This is a genomic window from Musicola keenii (assembly GCF_014855505.1).
Taxonomy (GTDB): domain Bacteria; phylum Pseudomonadota; class Gammaproteobacteria; order Enterobacterales; family Enterobacteriaceae; genus Musicola; species Musicola paradisiaca.
In genome coordinates, this window is record NZ_JAAWVW010000012.1 from 102121 (window position 1) to 125262 (window position 23142).

23 protein-coding genes are annotated in these 23142 nt (G+C 54.4%); 13 read left to right on the top strand and 10 right to left on the bottom strand.

Going from position 1 to position 23142, the window contains the following annotated elements; genetic code table 11:
• Nucleotides 1-436: 436 nt before the first annotated feature.
• Together kdgK and yhjD are read right to left on the bottom strand one after the other, a co-directional pair.
• Entirely contained in the window at nucleotides 437-1369 is a 933-nt protein-coding gene (gene kdgK / locus HEP82_RS13650; RefSeq protein WP_192458582.1) for a 2-dehydro-3-deoxygluconokinase, read from the bottom strand.
• Nucleotides 1370-1553: 184 nt separating this feature from the next.
• The gene (gene yhjD / locus HEP82_RS13655; protein WP_192458583.1) at nucleotides 1554-2552 is read right to left on the bottom strand and encodes an inner membrane protein YhjD; all 999 of its coding nucleotides are present in this window, start codon (nucleotides 2550-2552) and stop codon (nucleotides 1554-1556) included.
• A gap of 262 nt (nucleotides 2553-2814) precedes the next feature.
• Here yhjD and HEP82_RS13660 point away from each other — a divergent pair, with 262 nt between their 5' ends.
• Complete coding sequence (locus HEP82_RS13660; RefSeq protein WP_192458584.1) at nucleotides 2815-4023, top strand: MFS transporter; 1209 nt, start codon at nucleotides 2815-2817, stop codon at nucleotides 4021-4023.
• A 68-nt stretch (nucleotides 4024-4091) separates the two neighbouring features.
• Here the strand turns inward: HEP82_RS13660 and HEP82_RS13665 are convergent, their stop codons facing one another.
• Both HEP82_RS13665 and HEP82_RS13670 read right to left on the bottom strand, forming a co-directional pair.
• Nucleotides 4092-4664, bottom strand: a complete 573-nt coding sequence (locus HEP82_RS13665) for a DcrB family lipoprotein (RefSeq protein ID WP_192458585.1) — start codon at nucleotides 4662-4664, stop codon at nucleotides 4092-4094.
• Nucleotides 4665-4855: 191 nt separating this feature from the next.
• The gene (locus tag HEP82_RS13670; RefSeq protein WP_015855528.1) at nucleotides 4856-5527 is read right to left on the bottom strand and encodes a 7-cyano-7-deazaguanine/7-aminomethyl-7-deazaguanine transporter; all 672 of its coding nucleotides are present in this window, start codon (nucleotides 5525-5527) and stop codon (nucleotides 4856-4858) included.
• A gap of 263 nt (nucleotides 5528-5790) precedes the next feature.
• Between HEP82_RS13670 and tusA the strand changes: the two genes are divergently transcribed.
• Nucleotides 5791-6036, top strand: a complete 246-nt coding sequence (gene tusA / locus HEP82_RS13675; protein ID WP_015855527.1) for a sulfurtransferase TusA — start codon at nucleotides 5791-5793, stop codon at nucleotides 6034-6036.
• A 56-nt stretch (nucleotides 6037-6092) separates the two neighbouring features.
• Here tusA and HEP82_RS13680 read toward each other — a convergent pair whose 3' ends face one another.
• On the bottom strand, nucleotides 6093-6722 hold the full coding sequence (locus HEP82_RS13680; RefSeq protein WP_192458586.1) for a lysoplasmalogenase: 630 nt from the start codon (nucleotides 6720-6722) through the stop codon (nucleotides 6093-6095).
• Nucleotides 6723-6868: 146 nt separating this feature from the next.
• On the opposite strand from HEP82_RS13680, the gene HEP82_RS13685 reads away from it, so the two are divergent.
• Nucleotides 6869-7195, top strand: coding sequence for a DUF1820 family protein (locus tag HEP82_RS13685; RefSeq protein WP_192458587.1), 327 nt, complete (start codon nucleotides 6869-6871; stop codon nucleotides 7193-7195).
• Between the two features lie 50 nt (nucleotides 7196-7245).
• Here HEP82_RS13685 and HEP82_RS13690 read toward each other — a convergent pair whose 3' ends face one another.
• The 3 genes from HEP82_RS13690 to HEP82_RS13700 all read right to left on the bottom strand — a co-directional run bounded on the left by HEP82_RS13690 (nucleotide 7246) and on the right by HEP82_RS13700 (nucleotide 9263).
• Complete coding sequence (locus HEP82_RS13690) at nucleotides 7246-7536, bottom strand: DUF1145 family protein (protein ID WP_015855524.1); 291 nt, start codon at nucleotides 7534-7536, stop codon at nucleotides 7246-7248.
• A complete protein-coding gene (gene rsmD / locus HEP82_RS13695) occupies nucleotides 7536-8135 on the bottom strand; it encodes a 16S rRNA (guanine(966)-N(2))-methyltransferase (protein WP_192458588.1) in 600 nt (199 codons plus the stop codon). The genes HEP82_RS13690 and rsmD overlap by 1 nt, the downstream gene beginning before the upstream one ends.
• A gap of 195 nt (nucleotides 8136-8330) precedes the next feature.
• On the bottom strand, nucleotides 8331-9263 hold the full coding sequence (locus tag HEP82_RS13700; protein WP_192458589.1) for a sensor domain-containing diguanylate cyclase: 933 nt from the start codon (nucleotides 9261-9263) through the stop codon (nucleotides 8331-8333).
• Nucleotides 9264-9701: 438 nt separating this feature from the next.
• Between HEP82_RS13700 and ftsY the strand changes: the two genes are divergently transcribed.
• From ftsY to rpoH, 4 genes are all read left to right on the top strand, one after another.
• The gene (gene ftsY / locus HEP82_RS13705) at nucleotides 9702-11000 is read left to right on the top strand and encodes a signal recognition particle-docking protein FtsY (RefSeq protein ID WP_192458590.1); all 1299 of its coding nucleotides are present in this window, start codon (nucleotides 9702-9704) and stop codon (nucleotides 10998-11000) included.
• Between the two features lie 5 nt (nucleotides 11001-11005).
• Nucleotides 11006-11677, top strand: a complete 672-nt coding sequence (gene ftsE, locus HEP82_RS13710) for a cell division ATP-binding protein FtsE (RefSeq protein WP_192458591.1) — start codon at nucleotides 11006-11008, stop codon at nucleotides 11675-11677.
• Nucleotides 11664-12635 (top strand): permease-like cell division protein FtsX, encoded by a 972-nt coding sequence (ftsX, locus tag HEP82_RS13715; protein WP_192458606.1) that lies wholly within the window; start codon nucleotides 11664-11666, stop codon nucleotides 12633-12635. Before ftsE ends, ftsX begins: the two co-directional genes overlap by 14 nt.
• Nucleotides 12636-12936: 301 nt before the next feature.
• On the top strand, nucleotides 12937-13794 hold the full coding sequence (gene rpoH, locus HEP82_RS13720) for an RNA polymerase sigma factor RpoH (RefSeq protein WP_015855519.1): 858 nt from the start codon (nucleotides 12937-12939) through the stop codon (nucleotides 13792-13794).
• Nucleotides 13795-13850: 56 nt separating this feature from the next.
• On the opposite strand, the gene panM is transcribed toward rpoH, so the two are convergent.
• Nucleotides 13851-14282, bottom strand: coding sequence for an aspartate 1-decarboxylase autocleavage activator PanM (panM, locus tag HEP82_RS13725; protein ID WP_015855518.1), 432 nt, complete (start codon nucleotides 14280-14282; stop codon nucleotides 13851-13853).
• A 400-nt stretch (nucleotides 14283-14682) separates the two neighbouring features.
• Here panM and HEP82_RS13730 point away from each other — a divergent pair, with 400 nt between their 5' ends.
• The 6 genes from HEP82_RS13730 to HEP82_RS13755 all read left to right on the top strand — a co-directional run bounded on the left by HEP82_RS13730 (nucleotide 14683) and on the right by HEP82_RS13755 (nucleotide 20807).
• Nucleotides 14683-15795: a branched-chain amino acid ABC transporter substrate-binding protein gene (locus HEP82_RS13730; protein WP_192458592.1), complete on the top strand. Its 1113-nt coding sequence runs from the start codon at nucleotides 14683-14685 to the stop codon at nucleotides 15793-15795.
• 79 nt (nucleotides 15796-15874) lie between these two features.
• A complete protein-coding gene (gene livH, locus HEP82_RS13735; RefSeq protein WP_192458593.1) occupies nucleotides 15875-16801 on the top strand; it encodes a high-affinity branched-chain amino acid ABC transporter permease LivH in 927 nt (308 codons plus the stop codon).
• The gene (locus HEP82_RS13740; protein WP_192458594.1) at nucleotides 16798-18075 is read left to right on the top strand and encodes a high-affinity branched-chain amino acid ABC transporter permease LivM; all 1278 of its coding nucleotides are present in this window, start codon (nucleotides 16798-16800) and stop codon (nucleotides 18073-18075) included. Before livH ends, HEP82_RS13740 begins: the two co-directional genes overlap by 4 nt.
• The gene (gene livG / locus HEP82_RS13745; protein ID WP_192458595.1) at nucleotides 18072-18842 is read left to right on the top strand and encodes a high-affinity branched-chain amino acid ABC transporter ATP-binding protein LivG; all 771 of its coding nucleotides are present in this window, start codon (nucleotides 18072-18074) and stop codon (nucleotides 18840-18842) included. The genes HEP82_RS13740 and livG overlap by 4 nt, the downstream gene beginning before the upstream one ends.
• A gap of 5 nt (nucleotides 18843-18847) precedes the next feature.
• Complete coding sequence (livF, locus tag HEP82_RS13750; RefSeq protein WP_192458596.1) at nucleotides 18848-19549, top strand: high-affinity branched-chain amino acid ABC transporter ATP-binding protein LivF; 702 nt, start codon at nucleotides 18848-18850, stop codon at nucleotides 19547-19549.
• Between the two features lie 73 nt (nucleotides 19550-19622).
• On the top strand, nucleotides 19623-20807 hold the full coding sequence (locus HEP82_RS13755) for an aminotransferase-like domain-containing protein (RefSeq protein ID WP_192458597.1): 1185 nt from the start codon (nucleotides 19623-19625) through the stop codon (nucleotides 20805-20807).
• A gap of 160 nt (nucleotides 20808-20967) precedes the next feature.
• Here the strand turns inward: HEP82_RS13755 and HEP82_RS13760 are convergent, their stop codons facing one another.
• On the bottom strand, nucleotides 20968-22605 hold the full coding sequence (locus HEP82_RS13760) for a methyl-accepting chemotaxis protein (RefSeq protein ID WP_192458607.1): 1638 nt from the start codon (nucleotides 22603-22605) through the stop codon (nucleotides 20968-20970).
• Nucleotides 22606-23142: the final 537 nt, after the last annotated feature.

Here is a 23142-nt window from a genome sequence, read left to right on the forward strand (position 1 = left end):
ATACCCTTTATATTTCAAGTGATAGATACTCTGGCTCACTCCATTCACACGGAGTGTTTATTGATGCCATTTCCTGGAATTTAACGGGCTTTTATTTCTCTGTAACTCGAATTGGTTAGGGTGACAGACTATGCCATCCACTACTTTCATGTATTTAAATGCCATGCGGTTTGATTTGATTATTATGTCCATGCCAGGTGGTTCATTATTTTCAATGAAAAAGGAAAATGTCTCTTTCAGCGTGTTTATTTAACAAATGAAATGCTTGAGATATAACGGTATGCCATAAAACTCGTTACGCCATAGCTATTATGGACGCCACGATGTTTACATCGTCATTTGCAATAAAATATCAGCAAGAAAAAACGCCGGTTCGCATTTTGTGGAACCGGCGTGTTGAGATGAATGCCATCTGGCGCGGCATTTGTATCGGGCGTTAGGCCGGCATAGCGGATTGCGGAATAATAGCGCCGCGATACTGGATCACAGTGCTGGCGGTCAGGTGGCCGCGTTTGGCCGCCTCTTCCGCGCTACCGCCATTCAGGCGTACCGCCAGATAGCCGGCGCCGAAGGAGTCGCCCGCCGCAGTGGTATCCACCACTTTTTCTTTCGGCAACTTGATGGCTGGGATGTCATACAAGGGTTCGCCGGTGATGGAAACCAGGCAGGAATCGGCGCCGCGTTTGACCACCACTTCTGTGACGCCGAACTGGTGAGTACGGGCCAGAACATCGTCTACCGGCAGCGCGCCCCACAGCATGTCTTCGTCATCCAGCGTCAGGAATGCGAGATCCGTGCAGGCGAGAATGTCGCTATATGCCTGGCGGGTCTCTTCCTGGCTCTGCCACAGACGCGGTCGATAGTTGTTGTCAAAAATCACCTTACCGCCGTTGGCGCGGCAGGCGCGTAGCACGGTCAGCAAGCGTGCGCGGCTGTTGGCGTTCAAGATCGCTAGGCTGATGCCGCTCAAGTAGATGTAATCAAAATGCGTCAGTTTCTGGCTCACGGCTTCCGCTTCCGGTGTTTCCAGCCAATAGCGGGCGGCGGCATCGTTGCGCCAGTAATAGAAGGAGCGCTCACCGGTGTCATCGGTTTCGATGAAGTACAGGCCGGGGAGTTTGTTATCCAGACGCTGGATCAGGTCAGTTTTCACGCTTTCGTTCTGCCAGGCTGCGATCATTTCATTGCTGAACGTGTCTTTGCCAAGGGCGGTGACGTAGTGCACTGCGAGTGCATCAGCTTTGACCTGACGCGCAGTATAAACCGCAGTGTTAAGCGTATCGCCACCAAAACCGCGGTTGATATCCGCGCCTTTCTGTGACAGTTCGATCATGCATTCGCCAATGATGGCAATGTTCTTAGTAGTCATACACGGCTCGTTGAAAAGAGAGATGAGATTGGGATTCTGGAAGAAATTAGCGCCAGTCTCAACGGAACACCGTACGGAGTCAATAGCGTGAAACAATGTTTTAATTTTTTTATGATTTAGGTCGATTAAATGGCGCTATCCGCTGTTTAACCGGGCTTGCGCGTGCTTAACGGTGCATCCCGAATCAGGCCTGCGGCGGTGAAATATCGGCCGGTGGCAGGGGGTTGGGCGGATCACCCGCTTTTTTGTCGTTTTTCTTTTCTGCCGTAGCAATCCAGGCGGCACAGAACAGGGTGAGCAGGGCAAAAAAGTAGAAAAACGTCATCAGTCCAATCACTGAGCCGAAAGCTGCGCCGGAAGGCGATGTAGCAAGCTGTGGAAGCACCATCGTCATGGCGAATTTGAGTATTTCGAAGCCTACTGCCGCCATTAGCGTTCCGCGCAGCAACGCGGCGCGTTGCGGTTTATGCCCTGGCAGCACCCATAAGATCCACAGGAACAATAGGTAGTTGGCGAAGATGGAAATAAATAACGTAATCAGCGTCATGGCGGGGCGCAGCCATTTGATGCCTGATAATCCCAGAGCGTTGACGATGGCGGCCTGGGCGCTGCCGGCGATGGATGTCAGGAACAGGGTCAGCACCAGTGCGATCAGCAGGCCGATCAGCGACATAAAATCCCGCAGATAGCGGTAATAAATTTTCTGTTCTTCGTGCGGGCTGCGTTCCCAGACATCACGCGACAAGGCGCGAATAGCTTCCCGTAAATTGCCTATCCAGTTCACTCCGGAATAGAGGGCGATGAGCAAACCGGTCAACCCGACGCTGGTGCGCTGTCTGACGGCGGTATGGACGGTGTTTTTCAACATGCGGGCCAGATTAGGATCGCTAATGCTGTTGACAATGCGTTCGAGCAAGCGGGTCAACATATCGGGGTTGGAGGCCAGCACAAAGCCCACGGCGGCGAATGTCACCATCAGGATGGGGATCAATGACAGGAAGGAAAAATAGGTGATGGCGGCGCTAAACTGGCTTCCCATACGATCGTTGAAGCGGACGCTCGCCCGCACAAGATGGGCAATCGCCGGTACGGCATGAATGCGCTGTATACAGCGAACCGCCGCATGATGTTTTCCGTCGGTTTTTTCCGGGCCGGCCGGCGGCAGTTCTGGCGTGACAGGCATTCGCGTTCTCCCGCGTGTGTTATCGGGTTGATTATAACTGACATCCGTCTAACGGCGCGCAGGCGGTCGCGCAGGATTATCTGCGGATGAGCGCAATTTCTGAAAAAGGGTATGCCGACTGATCGGGTGTGAAAAGTGAAAAGCACACTATTGCATCAATGAGCGCTGAAAGCAGTCAATAGCTTGTTTATACTGCAATCTTCATCCGTGAACATTCGCCAGCCGCCGCAAGGCCGGCCCAGGGTAAGTGAGTCAATTTTCCATGCCAGTATCATCGTCGGAATCAGCCCCAGGCGGTTTACGTCTTAGTCTGCGTATTCTGTCCATCGTGATGTTTAACTTTGCCAGCTATCTGAATATCGGGCTGCCGCTGGCGGTACTTCCGGGATATGTGCACGAGCATTTGGGCTTTAGCGCATTTTGGGCCGGTTTGGTGATCAGCCTGCAATATTTTTCTACCCTGCTCAGTCGTCCGCAGGCAGGACGATTCGCCGATGAAAAAGGGCCGAAACGCGCCGTTCTACTGGGTTTGCTGGGGGTGTTGCTGAGCGGTGTATTTTATGTGGGCGCGGCCTGGAATGACGCTTCGCCGGCGATGGCGCTGCTGTTGCTGTGCATCGGGCGCTTGATTTTGGGCATCGGGCAAAGTTTTGTCGGTACCGGTTCCATCATGTGGGGCGCGGGTACTGTTGGGGCGCTGCATATTGGACGGGTGATTTCGCTTAACGGTGTGGCAACTTACGGCGCATTGGCTATCGGTGCGCCGCTGGGCGTATGGATCAGCCATCTTGGCGGGTTGCGCCTGTTATCCATCGTCATCATTGTGGTTGCGGCGCTGGCGACGTTGCTGGCATTGCCACGCGCCACAGTGAAGACGACACCGGGTAAAAAACTGCCTTTTCGCGAAGTCCTCGGCAAAGTCTGGTTGTATGGCGCGATTCTGTCGCTGGCTTCGGCGGGGTTCGGCGTTATTTCCACCTTTATCACACTGTTGTATGCCAGTAAAAACTGGGATGGCGCGGCGCTGACGCTGAGTTTGTTCAGCTGTGCTTTTGTGGGCGCACGCCTGCTGTTTCCCAATGCTATCAATCGGTTTGGCGGGTTGCGGGTGGCGCTGGTCTGCTTTGCCGTTGAAGGTGTCGGCCTGCTGCTGGTATGGGCGGCGCATTATCCCTGGGTCGCGGAAGCGGGGGCGTTTCTGGCTGGAGCCGGTTTTTCATTGGTTTTCCCTGCGCTTGGCGTCGTGGTGGTGCAGGCGGTATCGCCGCAGAACCGAGGGAGCGCGCTGGCCACCTATACCATTTTTCTGGATCTGCCGTTGGGCGTCGTGGGGCCGGTTGCTGGTGTGATGATGGCGTATACGGCGGTCGACAATATCTATCTGGCGGCTGCGGTACTGACATTGGTAGGTATCGGCATCATTATCCGACTTTACCGGCGTGGGCTAGCGGCCGTGGAGACCGGGGAATAATAACGCCGGACGGAGCCGCCCGGCGTTTGTTGTCAGCCCGAAACCACCGCCTTGAGAGGCGTTTGTTGTCAGTTGATTTTCAACGAGCTGAGGATGTTACCGGCGTCGGTCTGCGATTGTGGCAGGTTATCGGCTGGCAGTGTGATTTGCAGTGTAACCAAGCGGTTATCCACTTTGGTGAGCACGATGGACGAGTAAGACTTCTGTCCGCTGGTCGTGATGACGCTTTCCAGTTGCTGGGCCGCATGGCCGTGGATGTCGATCGCTTTGTTGCTCAGAACCTGCAGATTCGCATCGCGTGCATGCTGCTGGTTTTCAAGATTCTTACCGATTGTTGGCAGATCCAGCGGTGAATCTTCGCCCTCAATAACGATGATTGCCTGCTTGCCGCTCGGGTCTGCATACAGGTGCGTGTTGTTTTTCTGGTTGCCCAGCTTGTCCGTCTGATCGCTCAGACCTGTGGGCAGCGTGAACGACAGTTTGCCCGCCAGCAGAGAAACTGAAACGGGTTTCGTCGCGGCGGCGGTTGCGGCCGGTGCCGATGCAGGCGCGTTAACGCTGCCTTTGCCACTGTTGCCGTCACAGGCCGCCAGCGTAGCTGCCAGCAGCCCGATTCCGAAATATTTCACTAACTTCGGCATGGGTATCCTTTCTTTATTTTGGTCAGGTAAAACAGTGGCGTTATGGCACCTGATCCGGGCGGTAAAAACAAGCGTTTTATCGTTACAAACCTGTCTTTACCCCCCGAAAACAGAGGGGGCGGGCAACTTTCCGGTTATTCCTAGACTGTGCTTGCGGATGTCGAGTCGGCGCCGCTGCAGTCTGGTGTCTGTTAGGCGGTTTGATCCTGATACGCCGCCTTGGCGGCCCGCTGGCTCAGACGGCGTAGCAGCATGTTGAGGGCGACACCGTACATCGGCAGGAAAAAAATCAGATTAATCGATATCTTGAAGAAATAATCCACGGTTGCGATTTCCGTCCAATGGCTGGCCATGAAGGCATCCGGGCTGCGGTAAAAGGCAATGAAGAAGAAGGCGACGGTATCGCTCAGATTGCCCAGTACGGCGGATGCTGCTGGTGCGACCCACCATGCTTTCAACTGACGCAGCCGATTGAAGACATGTACGTCCAGAATCTGCCCCAGCACATAGGCCATAAAGCTTGCCGTCGCGATGCGAGCGACCACGATGTTCAACTGACTCAGCGCGCTGAACCCCTGCCAGCCGCCCTGATAAAACAGCACGGATACCAGATAGGAAATCAGCAACGCCGGAATCATGACCGTCAGAATGATACGGCGGGCCAGCGGTGCGCCAAAAATACGCACAGTCAAGTCGGTGGCCAGAAAGATAAACGGGAAGGTGAACGCACCCCAGGTGGTATGGAAGCCAAACAGAATAATCGGCAGCTGCACCAGATAGTTACTGGATGTGATAATTAAAATATGGAATAGAGACAGCCAGCACAACGCTGTCAGCCGCTGTTGAGCAGTAAATTGGAACATGGTGTGACCTTTTTGGTTATTGGGGTGAGGGAACCCAGATAAATTGCCCCGTTCTCGCCGTCCCTTATTGACGATAACGTGGCGGAATCATACCCAATTGACCTATCTTTGCAATGGTTAATTTTTGTGCAAAACAGTAGCGTCGCTACAGTGGTTTGCGCCTGATAATGTGTGGCGTAAACTAGGCGCGGCCGCGTTGTTTAAATGATGACGGCGTGGTGAAATCCACCGTTTTACTTCAAAGAATAACGACGGAAGTGTTCATGAGCGATATTTTTGCCAATCCGGATAGGACACTGGATGCACAAGGGTTGCGCTGTCCGGAGCCGGTGATGATGGTTCGTAAGGCCGTGCGCCAGATGGAAACCGGGCAGACGTTGCTGATCATCGCCGATGATCCCGCGACGACCCGCGATATTCCCGGGTTTTGCCGTTATATGGAGCATGAGTTGTTGGCGCAGACCATTGATAGCCTGCCGTATCGCTATCTATTGCGCAAAGGGGTGTAGCCGGTGCGATATCTGGGTTGTACAGGCCGCTTCGGCGGCCTGTCTACGGGATCTGTTTAGATATAAAGCGCGCGGACTATCAGGAAGTGTCCGCCGAAGTAGCACATGGCCAGCAGCGCCTGATGGGCGCGGAACGGTAAGCGAAAATGGTGTATCAACCAGACGGCGTGCCCGATAAACAGCAAGGCGGCCCCTGCGATTAGCGCGAAGTTGGCATCCGAACCGAGCGAAAAATAATGCTCCCCTGCTACCCAGACCATCAGCGCCGTCATGATGACCAGCGCGGTAACTGACCAACGCTCCTCTTTTAGCCGTGAGCCCAGCAGTACCAGCAACAAGGTCGTTACGACAACCAACGCCACAGGTAGGGGCCAGAAAAAACTGAACGACAGTTGTGAGACGAAGAAGCTGACGCAGTAGAGCAAATGACTGACGAAGTAAGCTGCGACGGCGAAGCGTATTTTCTGGTTCGGCAGTAGCAAGAGTGCATCGCCCGCCAGCGTAGCGGCCAGAGCCAGGATGACCAGATAGCCCTGCAGGCCCAGCGTCGGTGTCTGCCAGACCATCAGCATCATCAGCAGCAGCGTAACCGGTTTGAACAGCCAGCGTTGCCAGGCCGGGCCACGGTAGCTGGCATCAACGTACAGCCAGCCGGAAAGGAATACAGCAATAAAAGACCAGAGCATAAGTCATCCTTATTTAAGGGAAAACGCCGTCGGATAAGAGGGTAAGGCTCGCCTGATGCGGGTAGCGGGGGTTCATGTTATGTTAACGCCCAGTTTTGTGACGAGATGATGATACCCGGCTCATGGTCGGAGGAGAAGGTTGTTTAATGAGCAATGAACCCGTGCTGTACCGCATTCAGTTTATGAATAACGGCAAAAACTATCAGCTTTACGTGCGGGAACTGGTGCAGAGCAATCTGTTCGGATTTATTGAGATCGCTGACTTTGTGTTCGACAGTCAGTCCGCAGTGCTGGTTGATCCGACGACGGAAAAGCTGAAAACCGAGTTTTCCGGCGTCGGCCGCAGTTATATTCCCATACAGGCGGTGATTCGCATTGATGCCGTGACCGAACGTGAACGGGGCAGCGCCCGGATTTCGGAACTGGGCGACAATGTGTCCCACTTTCCTTTCCTGCCCGGCAAAAAAACCTGACTACGCAGCCTTCCTGATTTCGGCGCACTGATGTGCGCCTGTCTACTGATTCAGCGGCGATGCTTCGGCGATATTGGCGGTTGTTTGCGCTGCCACGCCAGCAATTCAAATACGCCGAACAGAAAGAAACGCAATTGTAGGCCCCGACTGAGCGGCGGCGCATCCTTAGGTTGGCTGGCTTTGAGCAGCAGAAACTGCACGCCGTGCATCAACAGCATGAAGACCGTGGCCAATACCATGAAGATATTCAATGGCCGGGGAAATGGGTGAACCAGATTGGTGATCAGAATGCTCCACACGCCCAGCATCACCAGCCGGCCGAGGTTAATCCATACGATCATCATTGCTCCTTGCTGCGTTCGGCAGCGTGGCGGATATAGAGGCGATAAGCGACTTGACCTGCGGTTTTTTCACGGTGCAGAGCCCAATTAGCAGGCAGGGCGAGCGCATGATTTTCCGCTTCTGTTTCTATATAGATCCAGGCTTCCTCCGCTAACCAGCCGTTTGCTTCCAGCAACATGAGTGTGTCATCCAGCAGCCCACGCCGAAAAGGCGGGTCGAGAAAAACCACGTCATAAGGCGAACCTTCACCGGCTAGCCACTGCAAGCTGTCGGTATGGACGACGCTGGCGTTTTCCGCCTTGAGTACCGCCAGGTTTTGCGTTAGCTGACGGGCGACATTGCGTTCTGCCTCGAGCAGCGTGGCATGAGCAGCGTAGCGCGACAGCGCTTCTAAACCGAGGGCGCCGCTGCCGGCAAAGCAGTCCAGACAGCGGGATTGCTGGATGACCGGCGCCAGCCAGTTGAATAGCGTTTCGCGCACGCGATCGGTGGTGGGACGCAGGCCGGGGCTATCTGGTACAGGAAGTTTTCTGCCGCGCCACTGACCGCCAATAATGCGGATTTGACCGGGAACGGATGTCGAATGATGTTTTGCCATAACCTGATGTTTCACTGAGCGTCGCAAGTATTGGCGACATATCGGAGTTGTTGGGCCGCTATTCTAATTAATTGTTAAGAAGAATGGATCACCTGGGAACAATTTTGGCCGCAGAGTGTGATTTAACGGACAAACCGGCGAACAACTCTCCGCGTTAATGGGGTTCAATGGGCATTGGGGCGTCTATATTAAACGTCAATGCATGATGTATATCTGGTTTCTGCCCCGGCGCTTGGCTTCATAGAGCGCGTTGTCCGCCTGTTGCAGCAGGCGCAGTTTTACCATGTCGGCGCTGGTGCCATCGGGAAGAGCGTCCGTACCGAATATGCCGATGCTCAGCGTGACGAAGCCGTATGGGCTGCCCCGGTGCTCCATACCCAACCCTTGTACCTTGCAACGGAGCCGGTGGCAGATCGTTTCTGCCTGTTCACTCTGGAAATGTGGGAACACCAGAATAAACTCATCGCCGCCGAAGCGGGCGGCAAAGGCGCCGTGGTGGTCGATTGCCTCGCCAATTTTGCCGGCGACGGCCTCAATACAGGCGTCGCCCAGAATATGTCCGTACATATCGTTGTATTGTTTGAAATAATCTATATCGATGATGGCAATGGAAAGCGGAAACGATGTTTGCGGTGGGGCACTAACCAATCGGGCGAGATAGTTATCCAGCCCCCGACGATTTTTCAGTAATGTCAGCGGATCGGTTTCTGAATCGATCATGATTTTCCGATTTATCCTGTCGAGTTCCCGGTTTTTCAGTTCCAGCTGTTTTTCTATTTCTTTCTGTCGGGTAATGTCGGTAAGGGAAACGGATATGGCTATTACCTGGTCATCGGTTCTGATTGGGCTGATGGCGACGAACAGAATTTTGTCGCCGAATGTTATCTCGTGGTCATTAGGTTTTAACCCGTTATCCAGTAACATAAAATCCATTGTTACATTATCGGCGTATTCGCGTTTTATAACGTCGAGCATTTTTTTACCGACAATCTCGGACAGATCTTTTCCCAGCAATTCAGCATATTTCTTGTTGGCGGCAATATATCTCTGCTCTCTGTCAATCAAACAAGAGGCAACCGGGAGCGACATGTAAATCTGTTTGATGTCATTTTGGGTAAGGTCGAGCATTTTATTTTCTCTGAATTTTACGAAAAAAATGGTCTGTATTCTGTTTCTGTGATTGCTCCCGCGGCCTTTATTTCCGGAATAATAAACTAACCTAATAATAGAATAGCGCTTTCGATATCTATTCATTGTGATTGCGCTGCTGTTTTTTTGCTATCGGAAATGCGGACTTTTCTCCTACCCCTACATTTTCGGATTTTAGGCGACGTCACCTGTCAGCGTTTGGCGTGGAAAAGGATAACGATGCTCATGGCGGAGGAAAAGGAATCAGCGATCACGAATGGCGGCAACGGCGGGCGCGACACACCTGGTTACGGAGATTGTCCATGACCATAGTGGCGTCGCGCGTGTTGCTGACTGCGGGAAAGTGTTAAACTTGCGGCTTTATTGATTTCATTGGCTATAGAGCAACCGCATTGGTGGCAGGAGCGCAAGAACACGATGGCGAAAGAGAAAAAGCGCGGATTTTTTTCCTGGTTGGGATTGGGGCGTCAGGAAGAGACTAACCCGGAAGAGGTAACGGCGGAGCCCGCGCCTGCTGAGTCCGGTGAAACAGCGGATTCTGTGTCAGAGACCGTCGCTGTCGAGGATGTTTCCGTACTTCGGGATATGGCCGAACCTGAGGTTGGCACAGCGATATCCGAAACGGTGTCGCCAGCGGAGCCGGAAGTGTTGGCCGCATCGGATGAGGAACGTCCGGTTGTGCACGATGAGGCTGTCGTCGTCGCGGAAGCGGCGATAGCTGATGAGCCGCCGAGCGCACCGCTGGCTGCGCCGGTAGCGATATCGACGGCGCCTCAGGAGCAGGAACGCCCGACAAAAGAAGGGTTCTTCGCTCGCCTGAAGCGCAGCCTGGTCAAAACCCGGCAGAACCTGGGTTCCGGATTTGTCGGATTGTTCCGCGGCAAGAAAATCGATGACGATTTGTTTGATGAGCTGGAAGAACAGCTGCTTATTGCGGATGTGGGTGTGGAAACCACGCGCAAAATCATCGCGCGATTGACGGAACACGCCGACCGTAAGCAGTTGAAAGATGCAGATGCGTTGCTGAGCCTGCTGAAAACGGAGATGAGCGGCATTCTGGCGAAAGCGGACGAGCCGTTGGTGATTGAAGGCAAAATGCCGTTTGTCATCCTGATGGTTGGCGTCAACGGCGTGGGAAAAACCACCACTATCGGCAAGCTGGCGCGTCAGTATCAGGCCGAGGGGAAATCCGTCATGTTGGCGGCGGGCGATACCTTCCGCGCGGCGGCGGTAGAGCAACTGCAGGTTTGGGGCCAGCGTAATAACGTTGCGGTCGTGGCGCAGCATACCGGCGCGGATTCCGCATCGGTGATTTTTGACGCTATCCAGGCGGCCAAAGCGCGTGGCGTCGACGTGTTGATTGCCGATACGGCCGGTCGTTTGCAGAACAAGTCCCACCTCATGGAAGAACTGAAGAAAATCGTGCGGGTGATGAAGAAATTGGACGACGATGCGCCGCACGAAGTCATGCTGACGCTGGATGCCAGCACCGGACAGAATGCAGTGAGTCAGGCCAGGTTGTTTGATGAGGCGGTAGGCTTGACGGGGATCGCCCTGACCAAACTGGACGGTACCGCCAAGGGCGGCGTGATTTTTGCGATTGCCGACCAGTTTGGTATTCCGATTCGATACATCGGTGTCGGTGAAGGCATTGATGATTTGCGGCCCTTCAAGGCCGACGACTTTATTGAGGCACTGTTTGCCCGCGAGGATTAAAACGGATGATTCGTTTTGAACAGGTCAGCAAAGCCTATCTTGGCGGCCGCCAGGCGTTACAGGGGGTCGATTTTCATATCCACCCGGCCGAGATGGTGTTTCTGACCGGTCACTCCGGTGCAGGGAAAAGCACCCTGCTGAAGTTGATCTGTGGTATCGAAAGGCCGAGCGCCGGTCACATCCTGTTCGGCGGCCACGATATCAGCCGGTTGAAGAAGCGGGAAGTTCCGTTTTTGCGCCGCCAGATCGGCATGATCTTTCAGGATCACCATTTACTGATGGATCGCACGGTATACGAAAATGTGGCAATGCCGCTGGTGATCGCCGGCGCCAGCCCAGAGGATATTCGTCGTCGTACCTCCGCGGCGTTGGACAAGGTGGGGTTGTTGGATAAGGCCCGCAGTTACCCTATTCAGCTGTCCGGCGGCGAGCAGCAACGGGTGGGCATTGCCCGGGCAGTCGTCAATAAGCCGGTGGTGCTGTTGGCGGACGAACCGACCGGCAACCTTGACGATGCATTGTCGGAAGGCATTTTGCGTCTGTTCGAGGAATTCAACCGTGTGGGTGTCACGGTGCTGATGGCGACTCACGATACCAGGTTGATTTCCCGTCGCAATTATCGGGTGTTGACGCTGTCTCAGGGGCGCATGCTGGGAGGCCATGATGGTGAAGAATAAGCCGCGTAAAGAGAAGCGCGCCGCCGTCGGTGCTCGATCGCTGAGTGGCGGCTGGCAGGAACAGTGGCGCTATGCCTGGGCTAATACGCTAAGAGATATGCTGCGCCAGCCGTTGGCGACGTTGTTGACCGTTATGGTGATCGCCATTTCGCTAACCTTGCCCAGTATCTGCTATCTGGTATGGAAAAATGCCAGTCAGGCCGCTGCCCAGTGGTATCCCTCGCCGCAACTGACGGTCTATTTGGATAAATCGCTCGACGACAATGCCGCAGAGGCAGTGATCGCCAAAATCCGGGCGGAAGAGGGTGTTGATAAAGTCAATTATCTGACCCGCGACGAAGCGATGGGGGAATTTCGCAATTGGTCCGGTTTCGGCGGCGCGCTGGATATGTTGGAAGAGAACCCGCTGCCTGCTGTAGCGGTAGTAACGCCTCGGCTGGCGTTCCAGAATAATCAGGTACTGACTACTTTGCGTGATCGCATCGCCGCCATTCAGGGTGTGGGTGAAGTGCGCATGGACGACAGTTGGTTCTCTCGTTTGATGGCGCTGACTGGGTTGGTCGGCCAGGTTGCCGCAGTCATCGGTATGCTGATGGTCGCCGCGGTATTTTTGGTGATCGGCAACAGCGTGCGGCTGAATATTTTCAGCCGACGCGAGACCATCAATGTGATGAAGCTAATTGGCGCGACAGACGGTTTTATCCTGCGCCCCTTCCTCAATGGCGGCGTATTGCTGGGAGGCTGCGGCGCCTTGCTGTCGTTGATATTGTCGCAGATGTTGGTCTGGCGGCTTGCGTCCGCAGCGTCGCAAGTGGCGACGGTATTCGGTACGACGTTTAATGTACATGGTCTGGGATGGGATGAAGCGCTGCTGCTGATCCTGATTTCCGCCATGATCGGCTGGCTGGCGGCCTGGCTTGCCACCGTACAACATTTACGCCGCTTTACACCGGAGTAAGTGTTTTTTGGTATACTCTTCCCTTGTGGTCAACGATGGCACACAAGGGAAAAATCCTTTTCCATCTGATTTTTTGTATGCATTTTTCCCTTGTTATCGCGGCCCGTATCGCCGGTTATCCGTCTTGATATGCACTTTAAGATGGATAAAATGGGTGGAACTTGTGCGATAAGTCACACTCTAACCACCAGCGAGTCGTTTTTTTTATATTGATGCCGTTTGAGGCACAAAAACTGCAATGGCCCGTCGGTATACTTTCAGTGATATACAACAGGCATGATTAATTAATGAGAGGGGTGGAATGACCAAAGATATGCAAACTTTCGCCTTAGTACCCCAGGGCAGTCTGGAAGGCTATATTCGTGCCGCCAATGCCTATCCGATGCTGACGGCGGAGGAAGAGCGGGCACTGGCTGAACGGCTGCATTATCACGGTGATCTGGATGCCGCCAAGCAGCTCATTCTGTCACACCTGAGATTTGTGATTCATGTGGCCCGCAATTATGCCGGGTATGGACTGCCGCAGGCAGATCTGATTCAGGAAGGTAACATCGGCCTGATGAAGGCGGTGCGCCGCTTCAACCCGGATGTCGGGGTGCGTCTGGTCTCTTTTGCCGTGCACTGGATCAAGGCTGAAATCCACGAATATGTGCTGCGCAACTGGCGTATCGTCAAGGTGGCAACCACCAAGGCGCAGCGCAAACTGTTTTTCAATCTGCGTAAAACCAAGCGGCGTCTGGGCTGGTTTAACCAAGACGAAGTCGAGTTGGTCGCCCGCGAGCTAGGAGTCACCAGCAAAGACGTGCGTGAAATGGAATCGCGCATGGCGGCGCAGGACATGACGTACGATCCCACACCTGACGATGACGCTCAGCCGGGTCAGCCGATGGCGCCCATGCTGTATCTGCAAGACAAGTCGTCCGATTTTGCCGATGGCATTGAAGAAGATAACTGGGAAACCCACGCGGCCGATAAACTGGCTTATGCATTGGAAGGATTGGACGAACGTAGCCAGCATATCATTCGCGCCCGTTGGCTGGATGACGACAACAAGTCTACATTGCAGGAACTGGCGGACTATTACGGTGTATCGGCGGAACGTGTCCGTCAGCTTGAGAAAAACGCCATGAAGAAATTACGCGCGGCAATCGAGGCGTAACTGATCGCCCGACAGCGAATATCCGTAAAAAAACGGCCGGAATTTCCGGCCGTTTTTTATGCACCATCATCAGGTTGTGGTGTTTTGACAATGTATTCCCAGCCGCCGGAAACGGCGTAAAAACCGCATGAATGCATGAATTTATCCATGACATCTTCGCTAACCAGCGCGTGATCCGCTGCATCCAGCCACCATTCCTTGACGTCGGGACAGGCGCGCAAGACTTCCTCTATCAGATACTTGCCCACGCCATGACGACGGGTTGAGGTTCTGACCTGCATATCAGTCAATTCGGCGCAACTGCTGTTGCTATCGATTTCGACGATGACGCCTGCCAACAAGTGGCCATTAAAGCGAGCGGCGAACAAACGGTGATCATCGTTCAGGTCTTTTTCCAGTATGTCGAAATCCTGATGCGGCCAGATGAAAGACAGGTCGTGTCGATCCTGCGCGCTGATTTTTGTGATGCGTTCCACCGTGAGTTTCATACGTTGTGCCCTCATTAACCTTAAGAATATTGTAGCGAGCTTGTAGTAAAAGCGTTGTGTAATTTTTCCCTTACGGCTGTCAGGGGAAATGTTTTTTCCGCCACCGATCTTTCGAGTAATCGATCATTAGCCAACGTAAAAAGCAGAATAATTGACCATAAATGAAAAAAATACTGGCGTTTAGGACTGATATTTTATGCTGTTTACACCGTGTTTTTCTGAGAATCTCAGTTGATTTGCAGCATAAAACTCCTGTTTAATATCATGAATAATAAAGTCTTATTACAAACTATTGCTTATAACAGAGCCTAACTCGTTATTACTTAAGAAAAAGAGCAAGTAATCACGGTTACTGCCAATAATTATAGCAATCTCCAAAATGACAGATGGGGTAAAACGGATGAAATTAAGCAAAGGTAAAGTGTTGTTGATGGGGTGTCTGGCCGCGGCGATGAGCCACGTAGTGAATGCCGCCGATATCAAGGTTGCGATTGTCGGCGCCATGTCCGGCCCGGTCGCGCAATACGGCGATATGGAGTTCACCGGCGCCCGTCAGGCAATCGCTGATATCAATGCCAAAGGGGGCGTAAACGGCAACAAACTGGTGGGTGTCGAGTATGACGATGCCTGCGACCCGAAACAGGCGGTCGCCGTTGCCAACAAGGTGATCAACGATGGCATCAAGTACGTTATTGGCCACCTGTGTTCTTCTTCCACACAGCCAGCGTCTGACATCTATGAAGATGAAGGCGTGCTCATGATTACACCGGCAGCAACAGCGCCTGACCTGACGACACGTGGCTACAAACTGATTATGCGCACCACCGGCCTGGATTCCGATCAGGGGCCGACTGCCGCAAAATACATTCTGGAGCAGGTTAAACCGCAGCGTATCGCCGTGGTGCACGACAAGCAGCAGTATGGCGAAGGTTTGGCCCGTGCGGTGCAGGACAGCCTGAAAAAAGCCAACGCGAACATCGTACTGTTTGAAGGCGTGACGGCGGGTGACAAAGATTTCTCCACGTTGGTGGCGCGTCTGAAGAAAGAGAACGTGGATTTCGTTTACTTCGGCGGCTATTACCCGGAAATGGGGCAGATTCTGCGCCAGGCGCGCGCCGCCGGATTGACGACTAAATTCATGGGGCCGGAAGGCGTGGGCAACTCTTCGCTGTCCAACATCGCGGGTGCTGCGTCCGAAGGCATGCTGGTGACGTTGCCGAAGCGTTATGACCAGGTGCCGGCCAACCAGCCGATCGTCGATGCGCTGAAAGCCAAAAAACTGGATCCGACCGGCCCATTCATCTGGACCACCTATGCCGCACTGCAGTCGCTGACCACGGCGATGCAACGTACTGGCGGGGCGGAACCGGCCAAACTGGTAGCGGATCTGAAAGCCAAGTCCGTGGATACGGTAATGGGCCCGTTGAGCTGGGACGAAAAAGGCGACCTGAAAGGGTTTGAGTTTGGCGTATTCGAGTGGCACGCAGACGGCACTTCCTCTAACGCGAAGTAACCGTTCGAACCCGTATTACTCCCAAAATACCGTGCCCCCTCAGCCGTCAGGCTGCGGGGGCAATGTCTAAGGTTAAGGTATGTCCGAGCAGTTCCTCTATTTCCTTCAGCAGATGTTCAACGGTCTGACGTTGGGCAGCACTTATGCGCTGATTGCCATTGGCTACACCATGGTTTACGGCATCATTGGCATGATCAACTTCGCTCATGGCGAGGTTTACATGATCGGCAGCTACGTCTCTTTCATCGTGATTGCCGCATTGATGATGATGGGCATCGATACCAGCTGGTTGCTGATTGGCACAGCCTTTATCGCCGCTGTTGTGATTTCCAGCGCCTACGGCTGGAGCATTGAACGTGTGGCCTACAAACCGGTGCGCGACTCCAAACGGTTGATCGCCTTGATTTCCGCCATCGGTATGTCGATTTTCCTGCAGAACTACGTCAGCCTGACGCAAGGTTCCCGTGATGTCGCGCTGCCCAGCCTGATCCAGGGCCAGTGGGTGTTAGGTGAAAGCAATGGTTTCGCCGCGACCATCACCACCATGCAGTTGACTATCTGGGTGGTGACGTTTCTGGCAATGCTGGCATTGACCCTGTTTATTCGTTATTCCCGTATGGGCCGCGCCTGTCGCGCCTGTTCGGAAGATCTGAAAATGACCAGCCTGCTTGGCATCAGCACCGATCGCGTGATTTCGCTGACGTTCGTCATCGGCGCGACGATGGCTGCGGTGGCCGGCGTGCTGCTGGGTCAGTTCTATGGCGTGATTAACCCCTATATCGGATTTATGGCCGGGATGAAAGCGTTCACCGCTGCGGTGCTGGGCGGTATCGGCAGTATTCCCGGCGCGATGATCGGCGGCCTGGTGCTGGGTATCACCGAGGCGCTGACCTCGGCCTATCTCAGCACCGAATACAAGGACGTGGTGTCTTTCGCGTTGTTGATTGTCGTTCTGCTGGTGATGCCCACCGGTATTCTCGGGCGTCCGGAGGTGGAGAAGGTATGAAGCCTTATGTGTTGATTAATGCCGTGGTATCGGCGCTGATACTGCTGGTGCTGGCGGCGTTCGTTATGGGCATGCAGCTCAGTTTGGATGGCACACGACTGGTGGTGCATGGCGCGGAGACGGTGCGTTGGTATTGGATTGGCGCGGCTTGCGCGGTGGTCTTTCTGTTCCAGCTGTTGCGTCCGTTGTTGCAACGGGGGACGAGAAAAATAGCCGGCGTCGGCAATCTGGTGCTGCCGAGTTTTGACGGCAGTACGCCGCGTCAAAAACTGTTGGCGTTGGCGTTGATTGCCGCTGCAATCATGTGGCCGTTTTTAGTTTCGCGCGGCACGGTGGATATCGCTACTCTGACGCTGATTTACGTCATGCTGGGTCTAGGGTTGAACGTAGTGGTCGGGTTGTCCGGCTTGCTGGTGCTGGGTTACGGCGGTTTTTATGCCATCGGCGCCTACACTTATGCCTTGCTGAGCCACTACTACGGCCTGGGGTTCTGGCAATGTTTGCCGCTGGCGGGGCTGACGGCGGCGCTGTCCGGTTTCCTGCTGGGGTTTCCGGTACTCAGGCTACGCGGCGATTATCTGGCGATCGTGACGCTGGGGTTCGGTGAAATTGTACGTATCTTGTTGCTGAACAACACCGGTTTCACTGGCGGGCCGAACGGTATCAGCCAAATCCCCAAGCCCACGTTGTTCGGACTGGAGTTCAACCGAGCGCCCCGTGAGGGCGGTTGGGATACGTTCCACCACTTTTTCGGCCTGACCTACGACCCCAGCGACCGCATTATTTTCCTCTATATGGTGGCACTGTTACTGGTGCTGTTGACGCTGTTTATTATCAATCGGTTGCTGCGTATGCCGCTGGGCAGGGCGTGGGAAGCGCTGCGCGAAGATGAAATCGCCTGTCGTTCACTGGGCCTGAGCCCGACCAAAATCAAATTGACGGCGTTCACCATCAGTGCGGCGTTCGCCGGTTTCGCCGGCACGTTGTTCGCGGCCCGCCAGGGGTTTGTCAGCCCGGAATCCTTCACCTTCGTCGAGTCAGCCTTTGTGCTGGCGATTGTGGTATTGGGCGGGATGGGCTCGCAGTTCGCAGTCATTCTGGCGGCGATTTTGCTGGTGGTGTCCCGTGAGCTGATGCGTGACCTGAACGAATACAGCATGTTGTTGCTGGGAGCGTTGATGGTACTGATGATGATCTGGCGTCCTCAGGGGTTGCTGCCGATGAAACGTCCGCAGATGAAGCTGCAGATTGAGAAGAAGGAAGAGCAGGCATGAGTACCCAGCCATTATTATCGGTCAGAGGCCTGATGATGCGCTTCGGCGGCCTGCTGGCCGTCAACAATGTGGAACTGGATCTGCATCAGGGTGAAATCGTTTCGCTGATCGGCCCCAACGGGGCGGGGAAGACGACGGTGTTCAACTGCCTGACCGGGTTTTACCGTCCAACGGGCGGCACCATTGTGCTGCGCGACCGCCATCTGGAAGGGTTGCCGGGGCAGCAGATTGCCCGCATGGGCGTGGTGCGCACTTTTCAACATGTGCGTCTGTTCCGCGAGATGACGGTGATCGAAAACCTGCTGGTGGCGCAACATCAGCACCTCAAAAGCGGGGTGTTCTCTGGTCTGCTGAAAACGCCGTCGTTCCGTCGTGCAGAGGCGGATGCCCGTCAGCGCGCGGCTATTTGGCTGGAGCGCGTGGGATTGCTGGAACTGGCGAATCGTCAGGCGGGCAATCTGGCATATGGTCAGCAACGTCGGCTGGAGATTGTCCGCTGCATGGTGACTCGGCCAGAGTTGCTGATGCTTGACGAACCCGCCGCGGGCCTCAACCCGAAAGAGACGGAAGAACTGGACGAGCTGATTGTCGACCTGCGCAGCAACCATCAGGTTTCGGTGCTGCTGATCGAGCACGACATGAAATTGGTGATGGGTATTTCCGATCGGATTTACGTGGTGAATCAAGGGATGCCGCTGGCCAACGGTACGCCCACCGAAATTCGTAACAACCCGGATGTTGTCCGCGCGTATCTGGGTGAAGGATAAGAACTATGCTGTCATTTAATCAGGTTTCCGCGCACTACGGTAAAATCCAGGCGCTGCATCAGGTTAGCTTGCATATCAACCAGGGCGAGATCGTGACGCTGATCGGCGCCAACGGCGCGGGCAAAACCACACTGCTGGGTACACTGTGCGGCGAACCCCGGGCGTCCGCAGGTTCCATCGTGTTTGATGGGAAGGACATCACCGGCTGGCAGACGGCGCGCATCATGCGTGAAGCCATCGCCATCGTGCCGGAAGGTCGCCGGGTATTTTCCCGCATGACGGTGGAAGAGAATCTGTCGATGGGCGGTTTTTTCGTCAAGCGCGAGCTGTATCAGCAGCGTATCGCGCGGGTGTACGAGCTGTTCCCGCGGCTGTTTGAACGCCGTACTCAGCGGGCGGGCACCATGTCCGGCGGTGAACAGCAAATGTTGGCTATCGGCCGTGCATTGATGAGCCAGCCGCGTCTACTGTTGCTGGATGAACCGTCGCTCGGCCTGGCGCCGATCATCATCCAGCAGATCTTCGACACCATCCAGCGGTTGCGCGAAGAAGGCATGACTATCTTCTTGGTGGAGCAGAACGCTAACCAGGCACTTCGTCTGGCTGATCGGGGTTATGTGCTGGAAAACGGCCATGTGGTACTAGAAGATACCGGCGCGGCATTATTAGCGAATGAAGCCGTGCGTTCCGCCTATCTTGGCGGTTAGAATCTCCCCGGGCCGGTATTCTCCGGCCCGCTTAATGTCATCATTTCTTGCAAACAATTAAGTGAGACTCAACATGTCAACGGATGGGTTACTGGCGCAGCGTATGGCGCGCCTGAAAAGCTCCGCAATTCGTGAATTGCTGAAGCACAGCAAAATGGACGGCGTGATTTCGTTGGCGGGCGGCATTCCTTCTGAAGCGTTATTTGATTTCCAGGGGCTTAACGAAGCGACCCAACGGGCGATTACCGAACAGCCGTCATCGGCGTTCCAATATGGCCTGACCGAGGGCAGCCCGGTATTGCGTGAGCGTATCGTCGAACTGTGCGCATTACGCGGCATCAAGACCCACGCGGAAGATATTGTCGTGACCGCCGGTTCCCAGCAGGCGCTGGATCTGGTGATGCGCGCGACCGCCAACCCGCAGGATATTTTTGTGGTGGAGCGCCCGACCTATCTGGCGGCGTTGCAAACGCTGGAGCTGGCTGAAGCGCAGGTGATGTCGGTCGGGTCCGACGAGTACGGCATGGTGGTGGACGAACTGGCCGCGTTGCTGGAAACCACGCGCATCAAAGGCGTGTATCTGGTGCCGAATTTCGGCAATCCGAGTGGTGTAACGCTGAGCGAAGCCCGCCGTCGTCAACTGCTGGAACTGGCGGTACGCCACGGTTTTCTGATCATTGAAGACGATCCGTATGGCGAGCTGCGTTTTACAGAGACGCGCCAGACGACGATTTACCAGCTGGCGCAAGAGGCTGGCCATGCGGATCGCGTGGTCTACACCTCTTCCTTCTCCAAGATTCTGGCGCCGGGTTTACGCTTGGGTTGGGCTATCCTGCCCGATTGGTTGCTGCATAAAGTGGCGATCATCAAGCAGGCGGCGGATCTGCACGCCAGTTCGCTATCGCAGGCGATCGTGGAGTCTTATCTGGGGCTCGGGCGCCTGTCGGCGCAAATTGAAACCATCCGCCATGCTTATCGTCAAAAAGCGGAACTGCTGTCGTCGCTGATGGCGCAGGAACTGGGCGATGTCATCGAATTCAACCAGCCGGAAGGCGGGATGTTCCTGTGGGCGCGTTTCCGTCAACCGTTCGATACCACCGCCTGGCTGCAGAAGACGCTGGAACAGGGCGTGGTATTCGTGCCCGGTGAATTCTTCTTCGCCGACCACCCAGATCGCTCAACGCTGCGCCTCTCTTTCGCGACTGCGACACAAGAGCAGATGCATGAAGCCGTAGCCCGCCTGCGGCGCGCGCTGTAAGACCTGTCCCCTGATGACGGCGGTATATGAACCGTCATCAGGGAATAACACCCGGTGAATGGCTGACGGGCTGATTTCATCGGCGGCCGTGATTATCCTGCCCCTGCAACATGATTATCCTGGTATCACCCGTTCTGCAAGGCCCGGAGCCGCTACTGCGTCAGTGTATCAGCGCCCGGTGGTTGACGGCCGAAGTAACGTTGTCGGCATTCGCCATCTCCAGCCGCTGGCGGGAGATCACCTCTTCCACCACAAAGATTTTGATTAAATCCACCAGATGCGTGGCTTGATGGCTCAGGTTCTCCGTCGCCGTGGCGGACTCTTGCACCAGCGCGGCGTTCTGGTGAGTCACTTGATCGAGCTGAGCGACAGCGAGGTTGATTTGTGAAATACCCAGCTGCTGCTCGCTGGTAGAGATGCTGATTTCGTTGATGAGCTCCGCCACCTGCCGACTTTGATCCAAAATTTCACTCATCGTGATGCCGGCGTGGGAAACCAATTCTGTTCCCGCTTCGATTTGTTGCACGCTGGTTGTGATCAACGCTTTGATGTCGTGTGCGGCGTTGGCGGAGTGCTGTGCTAGCGAGCGGACTTCGCTGGCGACGACGGCGAAGCCTTTACCTTCTTCACCGGCACGCGCCGCCTCGACGCCGGCGTTCAATGCCAGAATGTTGGTCTGAAATGCGATGGTATCGATCAACTGGATAATATCGACGATTTTTTGCGAGCTGCCGCTGATGTTATTCATCATGGAAACTACACCGCTAAACACTTCGTTGCCCTTTTGGGCTGTGGCAGTGGCGTTGTTTGCCAGATCAGTGACATGTTTGACGATTTCCACATTGTGATTAACGGCATTACTGATTTGCTCCATGGACGCCGCGGTTTGTTGCAGGCTGGCGGCTTGTTCTTCCGTGCGTTGGCTGAGATCGCTGGTGCCGCTGGCAATTTCATTGGTGCCGGTGGCAATGGAATCGCTACTTTGACGTACCTGATCGACGATATGACACAGGTGCTTACGCATCACTTCAATCGCGGCCAATAGGCTACTGTCGTCGTTTTTTCGCAAAGGAATGCTGATCGCCAGATTGCCTTGCGCGATTTGTTGGGCGATATAGACGGCCTCCGACGGTTCACCCCCCAGTTTTCCTTTTACCTGACGTGTAATGAGCCAGGCGATGACGCTGCCGAGCACCAATGCCATAAGGGTCAGAATGAACATGAGGTTGCCGGAGTCATTTGCGAGTTGCTCTGAATTAGCAGATAAATCGTTAGTGCTGTCTTTTTGGTAATTGATGATGTTGTCGATGGCTTGCAGCAGTTTTGTCTGCGCTGGCTGGAATTCGTTGAGAATGATATGTATGGCCTCCCCATCACGGTTGGCCAGGCCGAATTCAATGACTTTTTTCAGCGCGGTGATGGCGTCTGGCCGGGCTTCTTCCAGCTTTTTCAACAACGCCCTGGCGGCAGGCGATACGGTTAATTCGTCAAAGCGTTGGAGCAGCGTCGTACTTTTTGCGACGGCGTCGTCAATACGCTGTTTTTCTATTTGCATCTGCGCGGGATCGGAGGACAACACCAAATCCCGCGCAGCATTGGAAACAATCATGATGTTGCTTTGATAAGACTGCATCATCAACAGTTTGGGAACCCGATTTTCAGCGAGTTCATTGATGTTGCCGCTAAGTTGCCAGAGCTGTATGCGGCCAAAGCCCGCCACCAGAAAGCCAATCAAAATCACGATCGCAAAGCTAGAGCCGAGCATGGTGCTTAACTTCATCTTACTGATTCTTTTCATCATATCCCCTGCCAGTGTCATCATCTGCGCGCACCGATGTGCCGCAATGGCCGAACCAGAACAACAGGGAAATCAGGACAGCACCGCACAGGGACTGACTTGATACCCCCAGCTTCTTGCTGTGAACTTTTTATGCATGCTGCGGGGATCGCCCATCGGTATGTTGTTCAGGTAACAGCAACTCAACACCGTGATCGGTGTAAGGGCCGAAGCGCTGACTCTCATACCGATAACAGCGAATCTCGCGGGTGATAAAAAAGTGCACAGCCACACTGCTAATGACGCCTATCAGATAAGCGTCCGGACTGGTGTTGGGCCATCGCTGAGAATCACGGCGGCGATGGAAAGTGTGTATGAGGCTCAGCTCATGGTGCCATCCTGATGGATGCCGAAGGGGCAGGTGCTGTCATCCTTGTGGTTTTTTTTTAAGCTGACGTTTTAACTATGAAAGGAGAATTATTGTTTGTCTAATGGGGGCCCCCTTTTTTTTTAACCTGCCGGGAATCGTTCGCCGGCAGGTTTATCTATATGAAAAAT

Bases quoted from the DNA above. Each gene is read 5' to 3' on its own strand.
- yhjD (WP_192458583.1), bottom strand. From the start codon at position 2,552: ATGCCTGTCACGCCAGAACTGCCGCCGGCCGGCCCGGAAAAAACCGAC.
- panM (WP_015855518.1), bottom strand. From the start codon at position 14,282: ATGAAACTCACGGTGGAACGCATCACAAAAATCAGCGCGCAGGATCGA.
- livG (WP_192458595.1), top strand. From the start codon at position 18,072: ATGAGTACCCAGCCATTATTATCGGTCAGAGGCCTGATGATGCGCTTC.
- HEP82_RS13760 (WP_192458607.1), bottom strand. From the start codon at position 22,605: ATGAAAAGAATCAGTAAGATGAAGTTAAGCACCATGCTCGGCTCTAGC.
- ftsE (WP_192458591.1), top strand. From the start codon at position 11,006: ATGATTCGTTTTGAACAGGTCAGCAAAGCCTATCTTGGCGGCCGCCAG.
- HEP82_RS13665 (WP_192458585.1), bottom strand. From the start codon at position 4,664: ATGCCGAAGTTAGTGAAATATTTCGGAATCGGGCTGCTGGCAGCTACG.
- HEP82_RS13755 (WP_192458597.1), top strand. From the start codon at position 19,623: ATGTCAACGGATGGGTTACTGGCGCAGCGTATGGCGCGCCTGAAAAGC.
- HEP82_RS13690 (WP_015855524.1), bottom strand. From the start codon at position 7,536: ATGATCGTATGGATTAACCTCGGCCGGCTGGTGATGCTGGGCGTGTGG.
- tusA (WP_015855527.1), top strand. From the start codon at position 5,791: ATGAGCGATATTTTTGCCAATCCGGATAGGACACTGGATGCACAAGGG.
- livH (WP_192458593.1), top strand. From the start codon at position 15,875: ATGTCCGAGCAGTTCCTCTATTTCCTTCAGCAGATGTTCAACGGTCTG.
- HEP82_RS13700 (WP_192458589.1), bottom strand. From the start codon at position 9,263: ATGCTCGACCTTACCCAAAATGACATCAAACAGATTTACATGTCGCTC.
- HEP82_RS13670 (WP_015855528.1), bottom strand. From the start codon at position 5,527: ATGTTCCAATTTACTGCTCAACAGCGGCTGACAGCGTTGTGCTGGCTG.
- livF (WP_192458596.1), top strand. From the start codon at position 18,848: ATGCTGTCATTTAATCAGGTTTCCGCGCACTACGGTAAAATCCAGGCG.
- HEP82_RS13660 (WP_192458584.1), top strand. From the start codon at position 2,815: ATGCCAGTATCATCGTCGGAATCAGCCCCAGGCGGTTTACGTCTTAGT.
- HEP82_RS13740 (WP_192458594.1), top strand. From the start codon at position 16,798: ATGAAGCCTTATGTGTTGATTAATGCCGTGGTATCGGCGCTGATACTG.
- HEP82_RS13680 (WP_192458586.1), bottom strand. From the start codon at position 6,722: ATGCTCTGGTCTTTTATTGCTGTATTCCTTTCCGGCTGGCTGTACGTT.
- kdgK (WP_192458582.1), bottom strand. From the start codon at position 1,369: ATGACTACTAAGAACATTGCCATCATTGGCGAATGCATGATCGAACTG.
- rpoH (WP_015855519.1), top strand. From the start codon at position 12,937: ATGACCAAAGATATGCAAACTTTCGCCTTAGTACCCCAGGGCAGTCTG.
- ftsY (WP_192458590.1), top strand. From the start codon at position 9,702: ATGGCGAAAGAGAAAAAGCGCGGATTTTTTTCCTGGTTGGGATTGGGG.
- ftsX (WP_192458606.1), top strand. From the start codon at position 11,664: ATGGTGAAGAATAAGCCGCGTAAAGAGAAGCGCGCCGCCGTCGGTGCT.
- HEP82_RS13685 (WP_192458587.1), top strand. From the start codon at position 6,869: ATGAGCAATGAACCCGTGCTGTACCGCATTCAGTTTATGAATAACGGC.
- HEP82_RS13730 (WP_192458592.1), top strand. From the start codon at position 14,683: ATGAAATTAAGCAAAGGTAAAGTGTTGTTGATGGGGTGTCTGGCCGCG.
- rsmD (WP_192458588.1), bottom strand. From the start codon at position 8,135: ATGGCAAAACATCATTCGACATCCGTTCCCGGTCAAATCCGCATTATT.